Source organism: Leptotrichia buccalis C-1013-b (genome assembly GCF_000023905.1).
Lineage (GTDB): Bacteria > Fusobacteriota > Fusobacteriia > Fusobacteriales > Leptotrichiaceae > Leptotrichia > Leptotrichia buccalis.
The window spans coordinates 1,020,402-1,041,439 of record NC_013192.1; the positions used below are offsets into that span (position 1 = coordinate 1,020,402).

Sequence of the window (21,038 nt, forward strand, 5' to 3'; positions counted from 1 at the left end):
ATTTTTCCTTTCTAAAATTGCTTATCGTTCTCTAAATTTTTCAATAATTCCTTTGCAGGTTCATTCCCTAAATTTATTGCTTTCTTATAATATTCTCGTGCTTCTTTAAAATTTTCCTGACGTTCATATACAAGCCCTAATAGCTCTAAAGAATCTGCTTTTTCTTCATTATTTGGTGCAAGTTTAACTGCCATCAAAAAATATTTTTTTGCCTCATCATATTTTTTTTCTTGTCCATATTTTGTTCCTAAAATAAAGATAGAAGTATAATTCCCTTTTTCAGAGCCTTTTTTATACACTTCCATCGATTCTTCCCTTTTTCCTAAATCTTCCAGCAAACTTCCCCATCCTACATAGCCATCATAATCTCCTTCTTCTATCATCTGTCTAAATATTTTTATTGCTTCATCGTATTTTTTTTCTTCACGCAGTACTTGGGCTTTGTAATATTTTAGACTTTTTATTTTTCCAAATTCTCTTAATATTTTTTTTGTTTCTTCATCATTACCACGTTTCACATACAAGTTTACTACATTGTTTTCAGAACTCTTATCTCCATTTTTAGCTGCTATCATATAATATTCTATAGCTTCTTGTATCTTTCCATTTGTTTCATAGTAATAAGCTAAATTATAAGTTATATCATTTATTCCTTTTTCTGCAGCTATTTTTGCCCATTTTTCAAAATTTCTATAATCTTTCTTCTTTAAATAATAGTCTGTTAAATATTTTAATGATTCAGGCTTATAATTTACCACTTTTTCAAAATATATTATAGCTACTTCAGGATTATTTCCATAATATATCTTTGCTGTGTAAAACATATCACTTATATCCTTAGCTGTAGGATTTTTCCCTATTTTTTCAATATGTTCCTTTGCCATTTGTATTTGATTTTCTTTTTGATTACAATTAAACACCGTGAAAATTATCAATACAATTAATAATAATTTTTTCATTCATTATCTCCTTTTCTTTATCCTTTACTTCAACTTTTTCTATTAATTCTAAAGTGTTATCCATTTTTAGTTTCTTCATAGGTATTCTTAATTTTCTTATTTTCATAATAAATTTTTTAATTATATGAAAATGAAAACAAATTAAGATTAGCTCCACCACATACCATTGTATCAGCCTCTTCTTTTGTTAATGATTTAATCCCTGTCCTTTTTTCTTCTTCTTTTTGTTTAAATTGTTCAGCTGTTAAAAAAATATCTGATTTTTCAGGTATTCTTAAATGTCTTACTTTTTTTAATTGCATTTCATATGTTTTATCATTAAGCCCTGTTTCTTCGTCTATTATTTCCATAATTTAATTCCCCTTTCTTATTTATTTTCTATATCCTGTAATCTTCTAAACGAAACTTCATTATCTCCTAAATCAATGGCTTTTTGATACCATTTCTTTGCTTCTTCATAATTCCCTTCCATTTCATAACAATATCCTATTGCGGAAGTAGCTACTTTTTCACTTCGCTTAGCGCCTATTAAATAATATTTTCTACATTCTTTATAGTTTTTTTCTTGTATATAAAGATTTCCCAGAAAATATGCAGAATCAATATTTCCTTTCTCCACTCCTTTTTTATAAATATTTATAGCTTCATCTTTTTTATTTAATTTTTCTAATAATAATCCCCAACCCATATAACCATCTGAATATCCTTGTTTTATCATTTGTTTATATATTTCAAAACTTTTTTCATATTCTTTTTTCATATTAAAATAACTTGCCTTTCGTAACATTAAATTACTTTCATCTCCCTTTTCTCCTAATTTTTTTAATATTTTTTTAGTTTTTTCATCATTTCCTTTTTCAACATATAAAAATATTAAATTATTTTTGGAATCAATATCTCCATTTTTAGCCGCTATCAAATAATATTTTGTTGCATTTTCTATATCACCTTTTTGTTCATAATAATATGCAAAATTATGTGTTGCTGGACTTATTCCTCTATCCGCCGCATATTTTGCCCATTTTTCATAATTTGCATAATCTTTTTTATTATAATAATATTCTGCAAGATAATTCGAGGCTTCTGGCTTATCCTTTACTATTCTTTCAAAGTAAAGCATTGCCATCTCGGGATTGCTTCCATAATAAATTCTTCCATTATCATACATCTCGTTTATATCTCTTGTTGTAGGATTTTTCCCTATTTTTTCAATATGTTCCTTTGCCATTTGTATTTGATTTTCTTTTTGACTACAATTAAACACTGTGAAAATTATCAATACAATTAATAATAATTTCTTCATTCTCTATCTACTCCCTTTTTTTACCTTTTATTTCAACTTTTTTTGTTAATTCTAAATCATTATCCATTTTTAATATTGTTTTTTCGTAGACATTCTTAATTTTCTTGTTTTCATAATAAATTTTTAAATTATATGAAAATAAAAACAAATTAAGTTTAGCTTCATCACATACCATTGTATCAGCCTCTTCTTTTGCTAATGATTTAAGCCCTGTTCTTTTTTCTTCTTCTCTTCTTTGTACTTCCTTATAAGTTGAAAAAATATCTGGCATTTCTGGTCTTTTCAAATGTCTTACTTTTTTTAGTTATGCTTCTATTGTTAAGGATGTAACACCTGTTTTCTCATCTACTATTTCCATTAATTATTCACTCCTAATCTTTTTGATATTTTAGTTTTTCTTCCATTTCTTCTATTTTATATTTTTGGCTTTCTAATCCATTATTAACAGCTTTTTTATACCATTCTTTAGCTTGTTTATAATCTCCTGTTTGTTCCTTACACCAAGCAATGGCTCCCATACTATATTGATTGTAGTGCTTATCATTTTTTTCTAAAACCATAAAATAATACTTTTCTGCTTCTTTATAATTTTTTTCTCTAACATATATATTACCTAAAAGACACATAGAGTGGATATTTCCTTTCTCAATCCCCTTTTTATAAATATTTATAGCTTCATCTCTTTTTCCCATATCATTTAATAAAAGTCCCCATCCCATATAACCATCTGAATACCCTTTTTCTATCATTTTTTTATAAATTTCAATACTCTTATTGTATTCTTTTCTTCTTTTATAATGAGAGGCTTTTCGTAACATTAATTCATTTTCCGTTCCTTCTTCGCCTAATTCTGCTAAAATTTTTTTAGTTTCTTCATCATTTCCTCTTTCAATATACAAAAGTATCACATCATTTTTCGAGTCCTTATCTCCATTTTTAGCCGCTATCAAATAATATTTTGTTGCGTTCTCTATATCACCTTTTTGTTCATAATAATATGCAAAATTATGTGTTGCTGGACTTATTCCTCTATCCGCCGCATATTTTGCCCATTTTTCATAATTTGCATAATCTTTTTTATTATAATAATATTCTGCAAGATAATTCGAGGCTTCTGGCTTATCCTTTACTACTCTTTCAAAATAAAGCATTGCCATCTCGGGATTGCTTCCATAATAAATTTTTCCATTATCATACATCTCGTTTATATCTCTTGTTGTAGGATTTTTCCCTATTTTCTCAATATGTTCCTTTGCCATTTGTATTTGATTTTCTTTTTGACTACAATTAAACACTGTGAAAATTATCAATACAATTAATAATAATTTCTTCATTCGTTATCTACTCCCTTTTTTTACCTTTTACTTCAACTTTTTCTGTTAATTCTAAATCATTATCCATTTTTAATATTGTTTTTTCGTAGACATTCTTAATTTTCTTGTTTTCATAATAAATTTTTAAATTATATGAAAATGAAGACAAATTAAGTTTAGCTCCATCACATACCATTGTATCAGCCTCTTCTTTTGTTAATATTTTCATTCCTGTTTTTTTTCTAATTCTTTTTGTATTCTTTCTTGAGATGTCATTAAAATATCTGGTTTTTTAGGTGTTCTTAAGTGTCTCACTTTTTTAGTTGCTTTCATATGTCTTATCATTAAACCCTGTCTCTTCATTTATTATTTCCATAATTTAATACCCTTCTTACTTATTTCCTATGTCTTGTAATCTTTCGGACGCAAATTCCTTTTCACCTAAATCAACAGCTTTTTTATACCATTTCTTTGCTTCTTCATAATTCCCTTCCATTTCATAACAATATCCTACTGCAGAAGTGGCTCTTTCATCTTTTTTCTTTTTTTCTAATCTTATTAAATAATGTTTTCTTGCTTCTTTATAATTTTTTTCTATAAGATATTTTGCTCCTAGTTCAAAAGCTGCTATTGAACTGCCGTTGTTCATTGCTTTTTCTAGTATTTTTTTCCCTTCTTCTTTCTTACCTAAATTTTCATAAAATAAAACTCCTTTTTCTGTGTAGCCTTCCACTTCCCCTTTTTTTATAAGATTATCGTAAATTTCTAAACTCTTATCATATCTTTCTTTTGTCTTAAAAAAAGAAGCTTTTCTAATTAAAAAATCATTTTCAGTATCTTTTTCGCCTAATTCTTTCAAAATTTTCTTAGTTTCTTTATCATTTCCTCTTTCAAAATATAAAAGTTGTAAATCGTTCCGTGAATCTTTATCTCCATTTTTAGCCGCTATCAAATAATATTTTGTTGCATTTTCTATATCACCTTTTTGTTCATAATAATATGCAAAATTATGTGTTGCTGGACTTATTCCTCTATCCGCCGCATATTTTGCCCATTTTTCATAATTTGCATAATCTTTTTTATTATAATAATATTCTGCAAGATAATTCGAGGCTTCTGGCTTATCCTTTACTATTCTTTCAAAGTAAAGCATTGCCATCTCGGGATTGCTTCCATAATAAATTCTTCCATTATCATACATCTCGTTTATATCTCTTGTTGTAGGATTTTTCCCTATTTTCTCAATATGTTCCTTTGCCATTTGTATTTGATTTTCTTTTTGACTACAATTAAACACTGTGAAAATTATCAATACAATTAATAATAATTTCTTCATTCGTTATCTACTCCTTTTCTTTACCCTTTACTTTAACTTTCTCTGTTAATTCTAAATCATTATCCATTTTTAATATTGTTTTTTCGTAGACATTCTTAATTTTCTTGTTTTCATAATGAATTTTTAAATTATATGAAAATGTATAATCCTTTATTTCTTTTTTAAAAAATTTACTCAACTTTTCTTTGAAATACGAATTACTAATTCTATCAGTATCAATTTTTCCATATATTTCGACATAATTTTCTTTTATTTTTTCAAAAAGTTTAACTGGTATAGCTACATCTTCTAAAAAATCTACTATATAAAATCCTTTTTCTTTAATAGAGAACTCAAAATTTCTGTAATATGGGGAGCAAAATAAACATTTAATAAATTTATTATCATTTATAGAATTAAAAAGCAGCTGTTCATCTTGTATTACTATTTTATATTTCTCAATATTTTGTAAAATTTTTGTATATCTATTATCTTGGTTTTGTTGCATATAAAAAGTTTGAATCATACTTGCCTTTCTTTTTAATTCATCAATATTTAAAATTTTACAAAAGTAACTTTTCTTATCCAGATATATTTCAAGCATTGAAAAAATATCAAAAGAAATTTTTTCCATCTCATTTACTTTTTTTCCATTTGTAATAATTTCTATATCTTTTTCTATTAATTTAAAAAATTCATAATCTTTTTCTAAATTATCATCATTTCTATCAAGATTTTCCAACTGAATATTTGATGTGTAACTGGTTAAATAAGATTTCATATTATAAAAATCCATTATTTCTCTTTCAAATAAAAATTCATATCCATTTAAATAAATAGTATTTTCCAAAATATTTCCTCCACTTATCCATTAATTAATACATTACTTCCACCATTTACTACTGAAAAACCACTAGAATTAATTGCTGTATCTCCATTTGACTGTATATTTGTATTTCCTTGAGATACTTGTAAAATTTCATTAGCTATTAGAGTTTTACTTCCTTCCACAATTTCAGAATAATTTTTAGCACTATTACTTATATTCCCAGCACTCTCTGAAATACTGTCCGCACTTTCAGATATACTGCTAGCAGTCTGTGAAATTGAACTTGCCACACTTGTTGACAAACTGTTAGTCGCAAGCACCATATTAAAGTCCGAATCTCCCACGTGATAATTTCTATTAGCTACATCAGTAAATCTTCCATTTCCATCATTATTCAAAGCCCCTATTACAAAAGTCTTTGTTTCATTCCCATTGGGAAAATAAAGTGCTACTCTGTCATTTACTTCTGGTGCTGGTGTAAATCCTGTATTTGTCTGACTATATGGAGTTACATATGGAAAATAACTTTTCCCAGCATACTTATCCTCAAAGGATTGCCCATTTTCTCCCAAATCCATAAGCCCTTCTGTTAAATTTAATGTCATAACTGCAATATCTTTTGTCTTGACTTTTTCTTTTGTATTTTCATTCTGATTATTTTCAGTTTTCTCTATATATTTATTAAGTGGTTTTGCTCCAATCTTTCTTCCCTCAAGATTATCCGAACTTCTATCACTTCTTCCGTGATTGCTCTTGCTTTCATCTGTTCTTGCAATATGCACTGTTCTTGCTTCTATTACTGCTCCTCTTATCTTTTCATGCGGTATTGGATCTACAAAGTAGTCTGTCTGTTTTCCAAGTATATATTCACATTTTAATGTGTTTCCCTCATTATAAATTTTATTTTCAAGAACATAGTAATCGTTTTCTACTTCTTCTCCTGACACTCTGTTTCTAGTCTTTAATTTTATTGGTGTCGCTACTGGATAAACTTCTGTCCCTGTTATTTTAAAATATGTTCTCTCTTCTTTTGTTCTTTTCCCAAATTGAGAATACTTTAAGTTCGGCGTCTGTGCTGGCATATTCTTAAAAAATCCTACAAATACCTTATCTGAGTATGCCATTACTGGCTGTCCTGTATATGAAGCCAATCTTTTTAAATATTCCCAGTCTGTTTCATTATACTGGATTGTCATTCTTGGTACTGCCTGCATATCTTCACCAACATTTACAATTTTTCCATCATTTGTACCGTAATTTCCATTTATTTCCTCCGCTATCGCTGAATAAGTTAATGTTGGATCTTGAAATGAACGGTATCTCGGTATTCTATCCAAAAGAATACTTTTTGAAATTGCTGTAATTTCTACTGTCAAGGCTCCTGCTGTAGTTTCATTTATTTGAAGCTCTTTTATTACTCCATTTAGAAATATTTTTTCTGTTGAATTTCCAGTATTATCAGCAATATTACTTCTTCCCAGTATTTTTATCTCCTTATCCCCTCTTCTGTCTATCAAGGCATCGTATAAACTTAACTGGTTTACTGAACCAATATACTTTATTTTCCCAATCGTATGTTCCCCTATCCTTGAATCAATTTCCAGTTTCATATCTCTCCAAAGTATCTGCTGTCCATCTATTTCTATTTTTATTCTTTCTGCCGAAAAAAACTCCACTGGCTTTTGATTATTTAAATTATTCTCCATTTTTAACCTACTTCCTTGAACAAATCATTATTTCAACAATATTTTTGTTGTTGCTAAATATATTATATCTCCACTTTCAACTTTTACAGGCACATTTCTTTTTAATTTTATTTTTCTTCTGTCATCTTTCTTTTCTATTCCGCTTCCATTTTGTGAACCTAAATCTTCATAGTACCAAACTCCGTTTACTCTGTTCAACATTCCATGAGCCCTGCTTACCAAATTTGAATATACTCCTTCACTCACGTCTATATCCACCTTGTTTCTAGGTGTTCTTTTCCCTATCAGCAATGAAGATGCTCTTCCAATCTTCCATACTTTAATATCATAATCATCTGAATTTTTTAAAATTATATTTTCAATTTGATTCTTTTCGACTTCCTCTATTTCTTTTACTTTATCCAAAAATACATGATGTTCTCTTTCACGCTCATTCTTTATTTCCTTTATCTCATCATTAACTTCCACTCTTTCTTTAAATCTTTCGACTATAAGAAGATACAATGTTAGTGCTATAAATATAAAAATTGCAATATATAGACTTTTCACAGAATATCCAGCCATATGAATATATACAAAAGTAAAAAATAGTATAATCAGAATTATTATATTTTTTAAATTAAAAAAATTATACTGTCTTTCCCCTCTGGCAGCCATTTGTCTTTTTTCATATTTTCTAATCCCTTTGTCTACTGACATCGAAGTTGGTTTTTCGCTATCTCTCTTGGAAGATACAGATTTTTTTCTTAAACTTTCAACTCTGTACAGGCTTCCTCTTCCAGAAAATACATTAAAAAATCTACTTCTTATTCTACTTAAAAAACTTCTTATTCTCCAAAGCATTTTATTATTTCCTTTCTTTCTAAAATCAAACCTAAATTCTAATTTTATTTTTTATTTTAAAGTTTTTATTTACGATTATCTTATTTATTCTTTTTAGGTTTAAAAAAGTTTTCAAAACTTTGTTCCATACTTTTTTTATGTTCCCTCATTTTATCTTTGTCAGAACTGCTCATATTATTGACATCAAAAGCACTTTCAAACATATTCTTTATATCATTTGGATTTGCTGAAAAATTACGGAAAAATGCCTCAGCCCCCCTTTTAGCTGATTCACTATTCTGTTCAGCCCTGCTTGATTTTTTCCCATCAAATCTCTGGCTGTTATTACTATTCCTCTTATTCTTCCTTTTCTCATCATATTCTTTTCTTTTATTCTCATCCCCAAGTATCTCATACGCTTCACTAACCGTCTTAAACATTTCTTCAGCCTTTTTATCATTAGGATTCCTGTCTGGATGATATTTCATGGCTAATTTTCTGTATTTGGCTTTTATCTCTTTGGCATCAGCGTCTTCTGAAACACCTAGTATTTTATAATAATTTATCATAATAAAAACTCCACTCCCTTGTCTTAGTTAAAAAATATAGTTTTTTTATATTTATCTAATATAAAAATCATCTGTCTCTTTTTTTGTAAAATTCATTTAGTTTTAAAAAAATTTATAATCAATAATCTCTTATTAATCATATGTTAATAATAAGTTTGTTATTTTTAATATTTTTTATTATTCTTATTTTATTTTAAAGTTTTCTTTACTTCCTACCATTTTATATATCGTTTTACATGTATAATAGCAGTGATAATATGGATTTGATGAATTTTCTCTAGTAGTCAAAAATTTTTTTCCTCTTTCATAACATATTCCATTTATAAATTTTAATAAATTTCTTCTAGAATAATACATATCCACAACAATATTTGCTGGATCTGCAAATACATCTACACCTATGTCTGCTTTCTTAGTATGTCTTGAAATATTAGAAGAATATTCTTTAAGAATATTAAGATATTTTTTGGTTTCTTCTGGTAATTTTTCAAATACTCTCAAATTAGTTTCTGCTGTTATATACAAATCCATATGAATTAATATCTCTATAGCTATAGAGTGACTTGTTTTAAAGAAATTTCTTCCGCCTAAGTTATTCCGTTTTTTCTCTATTTTATGTATAGCTGTTAATTGATAAGCCATATCTTCAAGAACCATAAATTCTTCTAAATAACAAAGCTCCAACATATCTAAACTATTAATTTTAATACCTAAACTATTTTTCCTAAAATTCACTAATAAAAAATAATATCTCCCATTAAATGTCTCCCATTAATTGAATATCGAATTTTTCTATCTACTCCCATTATTCTTACCTCTTTTTAATTTATTAAAATTCATTACCTTTTAACATTTTTACATACATGTTTACCAAAACAAAACCAAGACTTTCTGATACTTGTAAATTTTTACTTACATAAATTTGTTTTAATTCATTATTTTTTAAATCATATATTTTTAATGCTTCGTAATAACCATTTTTACTTGTAAAATATATTTTTATAAATTTTTTTTCTTTATCTTGTAATTTTACAAATTCTTTTATTCTATTTGCTAATAAATCCATACTTTCATTATCAATAGAATTTTTAATTTGAACATTAATAATTTCATCTAAATCTTTTAAACTCCCTTCATTTTCATAATAAGAACTATAAGAATTTATTGCATCTTTTTCAATTATCTCTACTTCATTAACCATTGGCATTTTTTCTATTATTTTTCTTAACTCCTTATTATTCTTTGTATAAATAATATCTGTGCTATATACAATTTTTCTTGGTTCCATATAAAAATTTGTTAAAAAATATAAAAATAATTTCCCACAAAAAAAACTCAATATTAATAAAAATATTTTCCTAAAATCTTTTATTTTTATAAAAGGTTTTAAAATGATTAAAAACTTGAATAAAGTTAATATTATCAAAGCAATTAAAATATACGTATTAAATTTTTTATTCCAATCCCTAAAACTTGAATAAGTTACTAGAAAACAAGTAAATCCAAGTATAAAAACTACAAAATATTCATTGAATTTTTCTTTTCTAGTAAAAATTTTAATAAAAAATATAAAAGATAAAATTAAATTTATTAATAACCAAAATCCTGTTAAAATATTTGAATAACCATTAAAAAGTAATTGTATATTTCTAATTAAGGTAATTATATACAACATATTATATATATTTTTTTTCATTATTCTCACCCTATTTTAAATTTATTCCATCCTCATTAAATCCTGTTTGTTTCAAAATCAAAAGAAATTGTCCTTCCCCAGTAGAAACTCTAAAATCCTGATCAAAACTTTCCACATACATTTTAGGAAAATACAATTCAAACGTCTTTCCTCCCCCTAAATCTGTTTGCACCATTACATCCCTAGTTGATTTTTCATCTCCATAAGTCATTGCCCACATTGACAGCTCTTTTACATTTTCTTTATTTTGATCATACAAATTGCTTTCTCCAAAATTTCCGAGTCCTCCAAACATTCCTTTCAGGCTGTTTCCTATTCCATTTGTAAATGAATTTGTCATTGGCAGCGTTGAGCTTACTCCTAATACTTGTGAAACAAGTTTGCTTTTACTGCTTTCTTTTGCTTTTTTAGCGACTGATTCAGTAATTCCGCTTGATGATAAGAGGTTACTGCTTAATGAAGCTTCTGGAAGTTCTTCTCCTGCTTCATTATCTTTGTCAAATAAATGTTTTACACTTTTATATTGGTTAAATAATGTTCCCATGCCAAGTGTTCCCATTATTCCACTGACTATCCCTTCGCCTTCATCTTCGGGACTATTGTTTTCTGAAGCTGTGGGAAACAATCTTCCTACAATTCTTAATGTTACTTGGCTTTGAGAAGCACTCATTGTTTCACCATATATTGGGTTTGTGCTGTAAGATACTTCCAGTATTTCATCACTTGAAAGAATCACTCCGCCTTGCTGTGTCAGTCCTCCCATTGCACTTGAAATTGGATTTTTATTTTCTCCGCTTGATACAAAGTTCATTGCTACATTTGGAACTGAAACGTTACCTAAACCTCCAAACGGATTATTTGATGTATTGTTATTTCCTCCAGCTATACTTACTCTAAATTTCATAATTTTTCCTCCTGTTTATTTCTTTTATTTAAATTTTTATTCTACTATTATTTTTCTAGGTATTATTCGTTTTTTCTCAACTTTTTTTCTTTCTGTTCCTAAATTATCTAATATTGTCAATAAATGTCTAAACATTTGTTCATTTGTATAATTTTCATTTGTCAAATTAAGTTTTGCATTTATATATGAAGTTATAACATCTCGTTCTATAAACATCCTGCTGTAGACAAGTTACATAGAAATTTATATCAAAAATATCAAGATTTTCCTTTTTTGAAACTTCCTTTCCCCATAGTTTTAATACATGTGGATGAAAAGTTCCCCATTTATGTGCTGAAGAATATTTTGTATTTATAATTTCCATCAAGTTAAAATCTCTTCTCAAATCCCTGAAATTTTGATAATCATTTCTCAATTCAGCCCCTTCTCTTGTGATAAACCTTGTTATCTCAATTTCATCTTCATTAACATTTTCCCCAAGTTCCAGCACAAAACGTCCTTCCCTTATATAATATTTTCTTTCTTCTATATCTGACATTAATTTAAGTTTTAATATATATCGTTCTTCTTGTTTTGGCATATCAAATATATAATCTTCCTTCATCCAAAAAAGTTCCCCGTTGCATTTTGCCATTCCTTTTGTAATTGTCACTATTCTCTCGCTATAATTGGGTATCAAGTCGAACCCTTTTATTATTCCATTACTTTTGTCAGAATACATCAAGCTCAACACTTCAAGCGGGTTATCCCTTAATAAATCTAAATCTTCCTTTTCCAGCACATTTCCTTTTTTAAAAACTGGATATTTATTTATAAACATTATTTTTGTAATTTCCTCCTATAAAAATAAAAGGAGATAGACGGGATTGTCTACCTCCTTGTGTTACATTATGCTTCCTGAGCAGCATATCCACCTTCAATTGCAACTTCCTTAACTTTCTCTTTTTTCTGTTTGATTTTCAATGAGAATGTTCCAGTCCCTGCCTGATTTCCATAGGCCTCTTCGTAATCAACAACAAACGCATTTGCCATATCAATTTTTCTTACCATTTGTCCTGCGGATATTACCTCTAATGATACAGTTCTATATGCATCACTAGATTCAGCAGGTACTAATGACCATTGAGCAACCTTTCTTGTATCATCTTCGGCATCTCCATTTGCAGCTGCCTAAATTTTTCCTTTAATTTCAATGATAATATTTATTCCCAAATCAGTTGCTCTTGCGTTTGAATCATCAGGTGATTCTGAAAGAAATTTAACATCCAAGGTGCTTTCCTTTTCTAACAAAATTTCTTCTCCTTGTCCTTTTACGTCCTAAATTGCAAATTTTTGAAATTTGATTTTAATTTCTAACTTTTATTTACTGACAACCTTCACACTTTTACCATAAAACGCTATGCCAAGTTTCAAAATATTTTTTATTCCTCTAGCCTTCAACCTTGTATCGTATTTTTTCTCATCTATTTGCTTCAAAGCCTCTTCTGCCTTTGCTCTCATTCCTTTTTCAGTTTTTGAAATTTTAAATTCCATAAGAAAAGCCTTCTCATTGCTTTTTACTGGTATCATCGCCAAATCATACCTTCCATATCCACTCTCATTATTTGAAATAATTTCATATTTTCCCATCAAAAAACCAACAAGCCCTATCATAAATACCTGATAAATTTTCTCCATTTCACTATCCAAGTCAAAATGGCTTAACATATTTATCATTATTTCACCTAATGTTTTCTCAAATTTTTTAATATCTCCATTTTCAAGTGCTTTTATCAAAATACTTGTCTTTACTTCCGTTCCAAAAAATCTATTCAAAAATAAATTTCCAAAATAGCTTCTTATTTCCCTGTTTGGTATTTTCAGATTATAAGTATTTTGGAACTCCGTTCTTTCTGGCTGTTCTTCAGCTTTTGTCAAATATCCGCTATATAAAAATAACTGCCATATTTCATCATCCCTGCTCAAAATACTTTTTATTGTAGTCCCATCCGAAATATATTTTTCAATACTCTCTCCATCAGTAAATTTTTTTAAATCAGCATAAACACTTTCTCCAGCGTAATCAAGCATATTTTCTAAAAACGTATTTCCAGAAATATTTGCCCAATATGCTTTTATCTCTTGATTATCAATAAAATTTACAATAGACCAAGGATTGTATACTTTATTGTCTCCAAAAATATATCCGTTATACCAAGTTCTGACTTCTTCCATTTTATATTCCATCTCAAAGCAATCAAGCATTTCAACCACTTCATTTTCAAGAAGCCCAAAATACTCAGCATACCTTTTGCTTAATACCGTATCCACTTTCAAATTATTTAATCCTGAAAAAATTCCTTCCTTTATTATTCTTGTTATCCCGGTCAAAATTCCATATTTCAAGGAATCATTTGTTTTTAATGCGGAACTATAAAACACTTGAAAAAAGTTTATTGCTTCATTATAATATCCGTTATTAAAAGCATTTATTATCGGTGCATCATATTCATCTATCAAAATTATTACTTTTTTACTGTAATATTTATTTAAATATTTTGACAAATCCAAAAGAGAAGTTTTAAAATTTTTTTCGTTACCTGTCATTTCCCAAATTTTATCAAATTGTCTTTTTTCAACGAAATTTAATTTTTCTCTTAAAAATTCATATTCATTAAAAACTTTATACATAATATCCTTAAGACTTTCAAGACATTCTTCCCAACTATTCTCCTTCAAATCCTTTAACGAAATAAATATAACTGGATATTTCCCTTGTTCACTCATATATTTACTATCAGATATTTTTAAATTTTCAAAAAGTTTTCTATTTTCTTCTTTGTTCTCAACATCAAAAAAATATTTAAGCATTGACATATTAAGCGTTTTTCCAAATCTTCTTGGCCTTGTAAATAATATTACTTTTGCTTTATTTGCTAATATTTCATCTATCAAGAATGTTTTGTCAACATAATAATACCCTTCTTCCCTTAATTCTTTATAATTTTCAATTCCTACAGGAATTGCCTTTTTATTCATAAAACCACCTCCCTAACAAATATAAAATTCATCTAAAAATAGAAATAATACAATTATATTGTAATATAGTATACATCAAAAAAAAGAAAAGAGCAACACCTAAAAAATTAATCATTTTTCTCTGTTACTCTCACTCTAAAAACACAAACTTAAATTCTTTTAATTATTTATCAATATTTTACATTATTTCTCAAAATCATCATTATCCAAATCCTGAATATCCTCTTTTTCCTTAATCTCTTCCTTCTCTTTCATTCCCTCCTCTATCAATTTATTAACCTCGCTTAATCTTTCAATCTTTTCTAATAGTAAATCTGCTTTTTCAAAAGGCTTATTAACTTCTTCTTTTGCATTAGAAAATTCTTCCCTGTAATTTTCAAGCCTTGCCTTTTCTTTTTCCAGTTTTTCAGGAATTTTATCTAACAAATTATCCATTCTCGTTATATTTCCAATTGAATCTTTCCCAAAATCAGTATAATATTTTTCTTTGTTTTCCAATACACATTTATATTTTTTCTCATAGAAGTCAAAATTTGAAGACAGTTTAAATCCTCTATAATTTCCAATAATTTGAGGCTCATCAGATATTCCAGTACCCTTTATAGCTTTTAAAAGCTCTTCTCCAGCTTCTTTTTTATCATAAATTTTGGTTCCGTTAATTTCAATAGATGTAAATTTATCCTCATTATTTGATTTTGGCTCTATTTTAGAAATATCTTCCTTCACATTTTCAATATATTTTTCCATTTTACTAATTTTTACAGGATATTCCTTTGTTATTTTATCCTCAAGACGATATAAGTTTGACTTGTAATTGGCTTCGAGCATTCTTAACTTATTTACTTCCATATCTAAATCCATTTTTTCCTTAATTAAAGGATTTCCAGTTGCAAGTGCCTTTATTTCAGCATAGTTTAAAGAGCTTTCATCAACATCTTCTGCTACTCTGACTGGAGTTTTTGAAGTCATAATTTGGCTTATAAACTTTTGTTTATTCTCAATAGTTTGCCATAAGTAAGCATCAAATGTATTCTCGGTAACATATCTATAAATCTCCACTTTCTTATTTTCATTCCCCTGTCTGACTATCCTTCCTGCCCGTTGTTCCAAATCTGAAGGACGCCACGGAACATCTAAGTCGTGAAGTGCAATTAATTTTGTCTGTACATTTGTTCCTGCTCCCATTTTTTGTGTTGAACCTAATAGTATTCTTACATCTCCTGTTCTTACTTTTGCAAAAAGTTCATCCTTTTGCTTTTCAGAATTTGCATTATGAATAAATGCTATTTCTTCGTCAGGAATACCTTTATTAATCAACTTTTCCTTTAAATCTTCATAAATATTAAAACTTCCATCGTTTTTGGGAGTAGACATATCAGAAAATACAAGCTGTGCAGATTTTTTCCCAACGCTTTCTTTCCATATATTGTAAATATTTTCTACGCAGGCATTTACTTTGCTATTTTCATCATCAGGAAGCATTTCATTTACAAGCCTCTGATCTAGTGCAAGTTTTTTACCGTCATTTGTAATTTTTAACATATTGTCTTCTGTTGGTTCTACGTTTCTGTTTCTTACTTCTTCTGCTCTTTCTGAAAGACTTTCTAATATTAATTTCTGTTCCTCTGTTGGTTTAGTCAATACTTTTTTATACTCTACTTCAGGTGTTGGCAAATTTAGCATATCAGCAGTTTGTATATCTGCAAACTGTTTGACATTGTTCATAAGTTCAGGAAGATTATAGAATTTTGCAAATCTTGTTTTAGTTCTGTAGCCGTTTCCTTCAGGAGATAATTCAATAGCTGTAACTGTTTCCCCAAATGTGCTTGCCCAGGAATCAAAATTTTGATGTCCTTGTTTTTTGAGTTCATCATACTGTAAATATCTTTGCATTGTATAAAGTTCCGACATAGTATTGGAAACTGGTGTACCTGTTGCAAATACGACTCCTTTTCCATTTGTTATCTCATCCATATATCTACATTTCATAAACATATCCGATGATTTTAATGCTTCAGTTTGTCCTATTCCTGCCACATTTCTCATTTTAGTGTATAAAAACAAATTTTTAAATGAATGCGCCTCATCTACATACAGCTTATCAACTCCTAATTCTTCAAATGTAACGACATTATCCTTTTTAAAATCATCATTTAATTTTTTTAGTCTTACTTCCAGTTTCTTTTTTGTACCTTCAAGCTGTTTTACAGTAAAATTCTGATTATTTTCCTGCTTTAATGTTTGGATATTTTGTATAATCTCATCTATTTCATTTTGTATATGTTTTTGCTGATAATCCTTACTCATCGGTATTTTTTCAAACTGAGAATGTCCTATTATTACAGCGTCGTATTCTCCAGTCGCAATTCTTCCAATGAATCTCTTTCTATTTTTAGGTTCAAAATCCTTTTTAGTCGCCACAAGAATATTTGCTCCTTGATAAAGTTCCAGAAATTCCCTTCCCAGCTGTTCCGTTAAATGATTAGGGACTACAAACATTGATTTTGTTGCAAGTCCAAGTCTTTTAGATTCCATAGCGGAAGCGACCATTTCAAAAGTTTTTCCTGCTCCTACAACGTGTGCAAGCAGTGTATTTCCACCATACAATGTTCTTGCAACTGCATTTAACTGATGTAGCCTTAATTTTATTTCAGGATTTATGCCATTAAAAGTAAGATGGCTTCCATCAAATTCTCTTAAACGGATTGAATTAAATTTTTCGTTATATATTTCAGTCAGCTCATTCCTTCTTTCCAAATCCCTAAAAATCCAGTCCTTAAAAGCCTGTTTAATTATATCCTGTTTTTGTCCTGCCAGCATTGTTTCCTTTTTATTTAAAATTGCTATTCTTTTACCTTCTGAATCTGTTTCATAATCAAAAATTTTTGTATCTCTCAAGTTCAGTGCATCTTCTATAAGTTTATATGCATTTGCCCTTTCAGTTCCAAAGGTCATAACAGCGAGCGGATTATCATTGTCTATATTCTTGTTTTCTATTCTCCATTCAGAAGTATATTCAGAATAATGTACTTTAATGTATGAACTCTTATATGCTGGTGTCTTTAATGTTTCCACAATAAAATTCTTTATATGATTTTTAGGAACCCAAGTTGCTCCAATTCTGACATTTATCTCGCTTGCTTCAAGTGGCTTAGGCATTACTTCTTGCAATTTTTCTTTTTGAAAATTTAGTATTTCAGAACTTATTCCATTTTTTTCTTCATCAGAAAGAGAATTAAATTTGTCAATATATTCTATTTTTTCTCTTATATTTCCACTTAAATATTCATCCTGTGTTACATATTGAAATTCCTGTGGAAAATCTTGATTTATATCAAGAAATATTTCCCCTTTTAAACTGTCAATTAACTCTTCTTTTTTCATACCAGTAAGATTTGTCATATATTCAAAATCCACTTTTGCCTTTTGAGAAATTGAAAGGATTAATGCTTCCTGCGGAGTATCTACTTTATCTATAACTTTTGATTGCTTTATAGTTCTTTTGGAAAAAATATCTCCTTTTTTTTTAAAGTTTCCACGTTCATCAAATATTTCTATTGAAGATAATAAGGAATAATTGGAATCTTCAGTAAATAATCTCGAATTTGCTCTTGAATTTAAGTATCCATACTTATTAATAAATCCATCATATATTCTATTTAGTTTTTCCTGTTCAATTTTTAGTCTATCATCTGTTTCCCCGTCTTTTTGAATTTGAATAACTTTTCTTAATGAAGATGTAAGTTCTATATACTTTGATATTTTATCCTTATCTCTATCTGATAAATCTTGTAATATCATTTCACTATTTTCTTTAAAATAAATATCGTTATCTTTTTTGAAAAATGAAAAATTCCTTATTTCATAATTTTCATTTTCAACTGCAATTACATTTTCTTTTTCTTCAGCGAAAGTTTTTTCATAACTTCCTTCTATATTCCCAACCGCTTTTTCTAATTCATCTTTTAAATTACTATTTTCTTTCGGCACACAAGTCAATGTTTTCCCAAAACGTCCACTAACTTCCTCCATTTTTCCTAAAACCATATCAGGATTATCTACAAAATACTGATTATATACAAATCCTTCAGAATCAGATTTAACCGCATACCAGTCCTGCTCCTCTTTATTTGTATTTTCCCTTTTCTTTAAAAATATAATATCCGATGTTACTTCAGTTCCAGCAACACCTTTAAATGTATCATTTGGAAGCCTTATTGCCCCTAATAATTCCGCTCTTTCTCCAATGTATCTTCTTACACTGTCATCCTTTTTATCAAACGTTCCAGAAGAAGTTATGAAAGCCATAATTCCGCCTTTTTTTACCTTATCCAACGATTTTGCAATAAAGTAGTCGTGTATCATAAAGTTCAGTTTTTCATATTCTCTGTCCATTACCTTAAAATCTCCAAACGGAACATTTCCTATTACAACATCAAATGAATTGTTGGAAAATTCTGTTTTTTCAAATCCTTTTACTTGAATATTACTTTCAGGATAAAGTTTTTTAGCAATATTTCCGCTGACACTGTCTAGTTCTACACCATATATCTTTGATTTTTCTAATTCATCAGGCAAATTACCTATAAAGTTTCCCACACCACAACTTGGCTCTAAAATATTTCCGCCTTCAAATCCAAGCTGCTGTATTCCTTTATAAATGGAATCAATTACTATTTTAGGAGTATAAAAAGCTGTCAATGTACTTGCCTTAGCATTATCATATTCTTCCTGTGTCAAATTTTCTTTTAAAAAATTTCTTGCTTCTTCCCATTGTCCACCTTTATTTTCATCAAATACATCGGCTAATCCTCCCCAACCAACATATTTAGAAAGTGTTATCTTTTCATCATCTGTAGCTTTTCTTTCACTCAATTTTTTTAAAACTTTTATAGCTTCAATATTATTGTTTAGACGCTCTGACGGCAATAGTTTTTCAGATTGGATTTCTTCAGTAATTTTAAAATTTTTAGAAATATTATCTTTACTATTTTCTTCATCTGCATAAGGATGTATTATTTCATCATTTTCAATAATATTTTCTGTTTCCTTTTCAGGAATAAAATATTGATTTTCATCTATAAGTTCCTGTATCCTTTTTTCTATCTTATTCCAAGACAGGACTACCTTAACTTCATTAGCACTAAAATGATTTTTATATAACTTCATATTTTGGGAAGTATAAAAGGCATCATCAATAAAATCTCCACGGTCAGGTATTGAGAAGCCGCCTATTCCATATTCCTGTTTCAAATATTTTATTCTATCTTCCTTTGAACTGTTATCTTGAAAAAAATTATAGATAGATTCCGCTCCGCTGTATGATTTTAATACATCATCGATATTCTTTTGAGTAATTATATTATCATTTTCTATTTGTAAATTATCTGATTGTAAGTTATTTCCCTGAGAGAAGAGAGTAGGCTGTTCATAAGTCCTACCCATTCTATTTGATCTTTTTCTTTTAATTTTTCGGTTAATCCCATAGTTTTCATCATTTTGGGTTTTTCTATCTCCCAAAATTTCTCCACTTCTGCCTGAATTGAAAATAGATGTTCCATAACTTCTCCCTTCATTAGAAGATTTTTCAAAAATTCCGCTTTCTCTTGTTCCAAGTATTTCATTCTCGCTCGTCCCCAAGAGTTGAGTTTGCTCAAGTCTATTTCTTCTTCCTCCAAATTCGGAACTAACACTTGAAATTTTTTGTCCAGCAATATCATTTTGTAAGTCCCTCCCATCTGTTCGTAGGATGTTTGCTTCACTACTGGAGTATATATCCCGTTCTCTATCAGATATTCTTTCCCGTCTATCATCTTTTTCAGCATATTCCAATTCCTCCTCATTTTTTTCATTTTCTATCTCATATCCAATTTTGCTATTTTGTTCTAAAGTTTTTTCATTATTTATTTTTTGAATTTCTTTGCTTACTTTAATTAAAACTTTTTTAACTACATTAGATATTTCTAATGATATTAATTCCATAGTTCTAAAATCTGAAAACAAGGAATAAATCTCTTTTTCCTTTTCATTAAATATATCCTTTTTATTAATTCCCATCCTTTGATCAAGTGCGATTAAAACAGATTTTTTGATAAAACTTTCAAGAACTTCTGTATCCTTGTAGTTAAAAGTGTCTAATTTGCTGTTTTCAAGCATTGTCTGGTTTATAAGTTCCATTTGTGCTTCTTCAAAATCTGATTTTCCTGTCATTCTTTCAAAAACATCCTTATGAGTTCTATTATTAAATTCCCATAATTTAGGTTTTTCATCGTTTCCCTTATCTAAAGATACTGTCTGTGTAACATCAAAAATATATCTGACATTCTTTTTTCCACTTCTTATATTATATATAGGTATTCCTTTCTGATTTCTTTCTACAACTCTGTTAAAGTTTTCTTTCCAAAAGTCATATTCTGCACAGGCTACAGCTTCAGGACGAATAAAAAATATATTTAACTGATCCAATGCAGAGTATTTATAATTGTTTCCTACGACATGAAGATAGTTAATATATTCACTAAAATCTTCATTTATCTTTTTATGTGCATTTTCCAATACAGTTTGAATCTTATACCCCATTTCTTCCCCCTAATATAAAATTTGG

At 28.3% G+C, this 21,038-nt stretch carries 19 protein-coding genes and 2 pseudogenes; all 21 read right to left on the minus strand.

Annotated elements, in window-relative coordinates:
* Nucleotides 1-11: 11 nt before the first annotated feature.
* Nucleotides 12-959, minus strand: a complete 948-nt coding sequence (locus LEBU_RS04660) for a tetratricopeptide repeat protein (RefSeq protein WP_015769177.1) — start codon at nt 957-959, stop codon at nt 12-14.
* Nucleotides 960-1,075: 116 nt separating this feature from the next.
* Nucleotides 1,076-1,309, minus strand: coding sequence for a hypothetical protein (locus tag LEBU_RS12175; protein ID WP_015769179.1), 234 nt, complete (start codon nt 1,307-1,309; stop codon nt 1,076-1,078).
* 17 nt (nt 1,310-1,326) lie between these two features.
* Entirely contained in the window at nt 1,327-2,262 is a 936-nt protein-coding gene (locus LEBU_RS04670) for a tetratricopeptide repeat protein (protein ID WP_015769180.1), read from the minus strand.
* A gap of 7 nt (nt 2,263-2,269) precedes the next feature.
* The gene (locus tag LEBU_RS04675) at nt 2,270-2,548 is read right to left on the minus strand and encodes a hypothetical protein (RefSeq protein ID WP_162009825.1); all 279 of its coding nucleotides are present in this window, start codon (nt 2,546-2,548) and stop codon (nt 2,270-2,272) included.
* A gap of 85 nt (nt 2,549-2,633) precedes the next feature.
* Nucleotides 2,634-3,596 (minus strand): tetratricopeptide repeat protein, encoded by a 963-nt coding sequence (locus LEBU_RS04680; protein WP_015769182.1) that lies wholly within the window; start codon nt 3,594-3,596, stop codon nt 2,634-2,636.
* A 7-nt stretch (nt 3,597-3,603) separates the two neighbouring features.
* Nucleotides 3,604-3,804: a hypothetical protein gene (locus LEBU_RS04685; RefSeq protein WP_015769183.1), complete on the minus strand. Its 201-nt coding sequence runs from the start codon at nt 3,802-3,804 to the stop codon at nt 3,604-3,606.
* Nucleotides 3,801-3,938 carry a hypothetical protein gene (locus LEBU_RS11845; RefSeq protein ID WP_015769184.1) on the minus strand — a complete coding sequence of 46 codons (138 nt, stop codon included), beginning with the start codon at nt 3,936-3,938 and terminating at the stop codon, nt 3,801-3,803. Before LEBU_RS11845 ends, LEBU_RS04685 begins: the two co-directional genes overlap by 4 nt.
* 28 nt (nt 3,939-3,966) lie before the next feature.
* Nucleotides 3,967-4,911, minus strand: a complete 945-nt coding sequence (locus LEBU_RS04690; protein WP_015769185.1) for a tetratricopeptide repeat protein — start codon at nt 4,909-4,911, stop codon at nt 3,967-3,969.
* Between the two features lie 7 nt (nt 4,912-4,918).
* Entirely contained in the window at nt 4,919-5,740 is an 822-nt protein-coding gene (locus tag LEBU_RS11580; protein WP_015769186.1) for a hypothetical protein, read from the minus strand.
* 14 nt (nt 5,741-5,754) lie between these two features.
* Entirely contained in the window at nt 5,755-7,425 is a 1,671-nt protein-coding gene (locus LEBU_RS04700; RefSeq protein WP_015769187.1) for a contractile injection system protein, VgrG/Pvc8 family, read from the minus strand.
* Between the two features lie 27 nt (nt 7,426-7,452).
* The gene (locus tag LEBU_RS04705; RefSeq protein WP_015769188.1) at nt 7,453-8,268 is read right to left on the minus strand and encodes an FHA domain-containing protein; all 816 of its coding nucleotides are present in this window, start codon (nt 8,266-8,268) and stop codon (nt 7,453-7,455) included.
* A gap of 80 nt (nt 8,269-8,348) precedes the next feature.
* Nucleotides 8,349-8,816 (minus strand): DnaJ domain-containing protein, encoded by a 468-nt coding sequence (locus LEBU_RS04710; RefSeq protein WP_015769189.1) that lies wholly within the window; start codon nt 8,814-8,816, stop codon nt 8,349-8,351.
* A gap of 183 nt (nt 8,817-8,999) precedes the next feature.
* Nucleotides 9,000-9,473, minus strand: coding sequence for a hypothetical protein (locus tag LEBU_RS04715; protein WP_015769190.1), 474 nt, complete (start codon nt 9,471-9,473; stop codon nt 9,000-9,002).
* A 172-nt stretch (nt 9,474-9,645) separates the two neighbouring features.
* A complete protein-coding gene (locus LEBU_RS11850) occupies nt 9,646-10,104 on the minus strand; it encodes a hypothetical protein (RefSeq protein ID WP_157859506.1) in 459 nt (152 codons plus the stop codon).
* Between the two features lie 418 nt (nt 10,105-10,522).
* Nucleotides 10,523-11,416 (minus strand): hypothetical protein, encoded by an 894-nt coding sequence (locus LEBU_RS04725; protein ID WP_015769192.1) that lies wholly within the window; start codon nt 11,414-11,416, stop codon nt 10,523-10,525.
* A gap of 36 nt (nt 11,417-11,452) precedes the next feature.
* Nucleotides 11,453-11,632, minus strand: coding sequence for a hypothetical protein (locus tag LEBU_RS12180; protein WP_015769193.1), 180 nt, complete (start codon nt 11,630-11,632; stop codon nt 11,453-11,455).
* Nucleotides 11,583-12,236 (minus strand): hypothetical protein, encoded by a 654-nt coding sequence (locus tag LEBU_RS04730; protein WP_015769194.1) that lies wholly within the window; start codon nt 12,234-12,236, stop codon nt 11,583-11,585. Before LEBU_RS04730 ends, LEBU_RS12180 begins: the two co-directional genes overlap by 50 nt.
* A 68-nt stretch (nt 12,237-12,304) precedes the next feature.
* A pseudogene (locus tag LEBU_RS12390) lies at nt 12,305-12,685 on the minus strand (hypothetical protein).
* Between the two features lie 90 nt (nt 12,686-12,775).
* The gene (locus tag LEBU_RS04740) at nt 12,776-14,434 is read right to left on the minus strand and encodes an AAA family ATPase (protein ID WP_015769195.1); all 1,659 of its coding nucleotides are present in this window, start codon (nt 14,432-14,434) and stop codon (nt 12,776-12,778) included.
* A gap of 183 nt (nt 14,435-14,617) precedes the next feature.
* Nucleotides 14,618-19,405 (minus strand): annotated as a pseudogene (locus LEBU_RS04745) (helicase-related protein); the annotation flags it as partial.
* A gap of 401 nt (nt 19,406-19,806) precedes the next feature.
* Nucleotides 19,807-20,286 (minus strand): TnpV protein, encoded by a 480-nt coding sequence (locus LEBU_RS12190; protein ID WP_338034389.1) that lies wholly within the window; start codon nt 20,284-20,286, stop codon nt 19,807-19,809.
* Nucleotides 20,287-21,038: the final 752 nt, after the last annotated feature.

What these genes read in the sequence shown, in the direction of transcription:
- LEBU_RS04690 (WP_015769185.1), bottom strand. Translation starts at nt 4,911, where the DNA reads ATGAAGAAATTATTATTAATTGTATTGATAATTTTCACAGTGTTTAAT.
- LEBU_RS04710 (WP_015769189.1), bottom strand. Translation starts at nt 8,816, where the DNA reads ATGATAAATTATTATAAAATACTAGGTGTTTCAGAAGACGCTGATGCC.
- LEBU_RS04730 (WP_015769194.1), bottom strand. Translation starts at nt 12,236, where the DNA reads ATGTTTATAAATAAATATCCAGTTTTTAAAAAAGGAAATGTGCTGGAA.
- LEBU_RS12190 (WP_338034389.1), bottom strand. Translation starts at nt 20,286, where the DNA reads ATGAAAAAAATGAGGAGGAATTGGAATATGCTGAAAAAGATGATAGAC.
- LEBU_RS04740 (WP_015769195.1), bottom strand. Translation starts at nt 14,434, where the DNA reads ATGAATAAAAAGGCAATTCCTGTAGGAATTGAAAATTATAAAGAATTA.
- LEBU_RS11850 (WP_157859506.1), bottom strand. Translation starts at nt 10,104, where the DNA reads ATGGAACCAAGAAAAATTGTATATAGCACAGATATTATTTATACAAAG.
- LEBU_RS04680 (WP_015769182.1), bottom strand. Translation starts at nt 3,596, where the DNA reads ATGAAGAAATTATTATTAATTGTATTGATAATTTTCACAGTGTTTAAT.
- LEBU_RS11845 (WP_015769184.1), bottom strand. Translation starts at nt 3,938, where the DNA reads ATGAAGAGACAGGGTTTAATGATAAGACATATGAAAGCAACTAAAAAA.
- LEBU_RS04705 (WP_015769188.1), bottom strand. Translation starts at nt 8,268, where the DNA reads ATGCTTTGGAGAATAAGAAGTTTTTTAAGTAGAATAAGAAGTAGATTT.
- LEBU_RS12175 (WP_015769179.1), bottom strand. Translation starts at nt 1,309, where the DNA reads ATGGAAATAATAGACGAAGAAACAGGGCTTAATGATAAAACATATGAA.
- LEBU_RS04700 (WP_015769187.1), bottom strand. Translation starts at nt 7,425, where the DNA reads ATGGAGAATAATTTAAATAATCAAAAGCCAGTGGAGTTTTTTTCGGCA.
- LEBU_RS04660 (WP_015769177.1), bottom strand. Translation starts at nt 959, where the DNA reads ATGAAAAAATTATTATTAATTGTATTGATAATTTTCACGGTGTTTAAT.
- LEBU_RS04685 (WP_015769183.1), bottom strand. Translation starts at nt 3,804, where the DNA reads ATGAAAATATTAACAAAAGAAGAGGCTGATACAATGGTATGTGATGGA.
- LEBU_RS04715 (WP_015769190.1), bottom strand. Translation starts at nt 9,473, where the DNA reads ATGGTTCTTGAAGATATGGCTTATCAATTAACAGCTATACATAAAATA.
- LEBU_RS12180 (WP_015769193.1), bottom strand. Translation starts at nt 11,632, where the DNA reads ATGTTTATAGAACGAGATGTTATAACTTCATATATAAATGCAAAACTT.
- LEBU_RS04670 (WP_015769180.1), bottom strand. Translation starts at nt 2,262, where the DNA reads ATGAAGAAATTATTATTAATTGTATTGATAATTTTCACAGTGTTTAAT.
- LEBU_RS04725 (WP_015769192.1), bottom strand. Translation starts at nt 11,416, where the DNA reads ATGAAATTTAGAGTAAGTATAGCTGGAGGAAATAACAATACATCAAAT.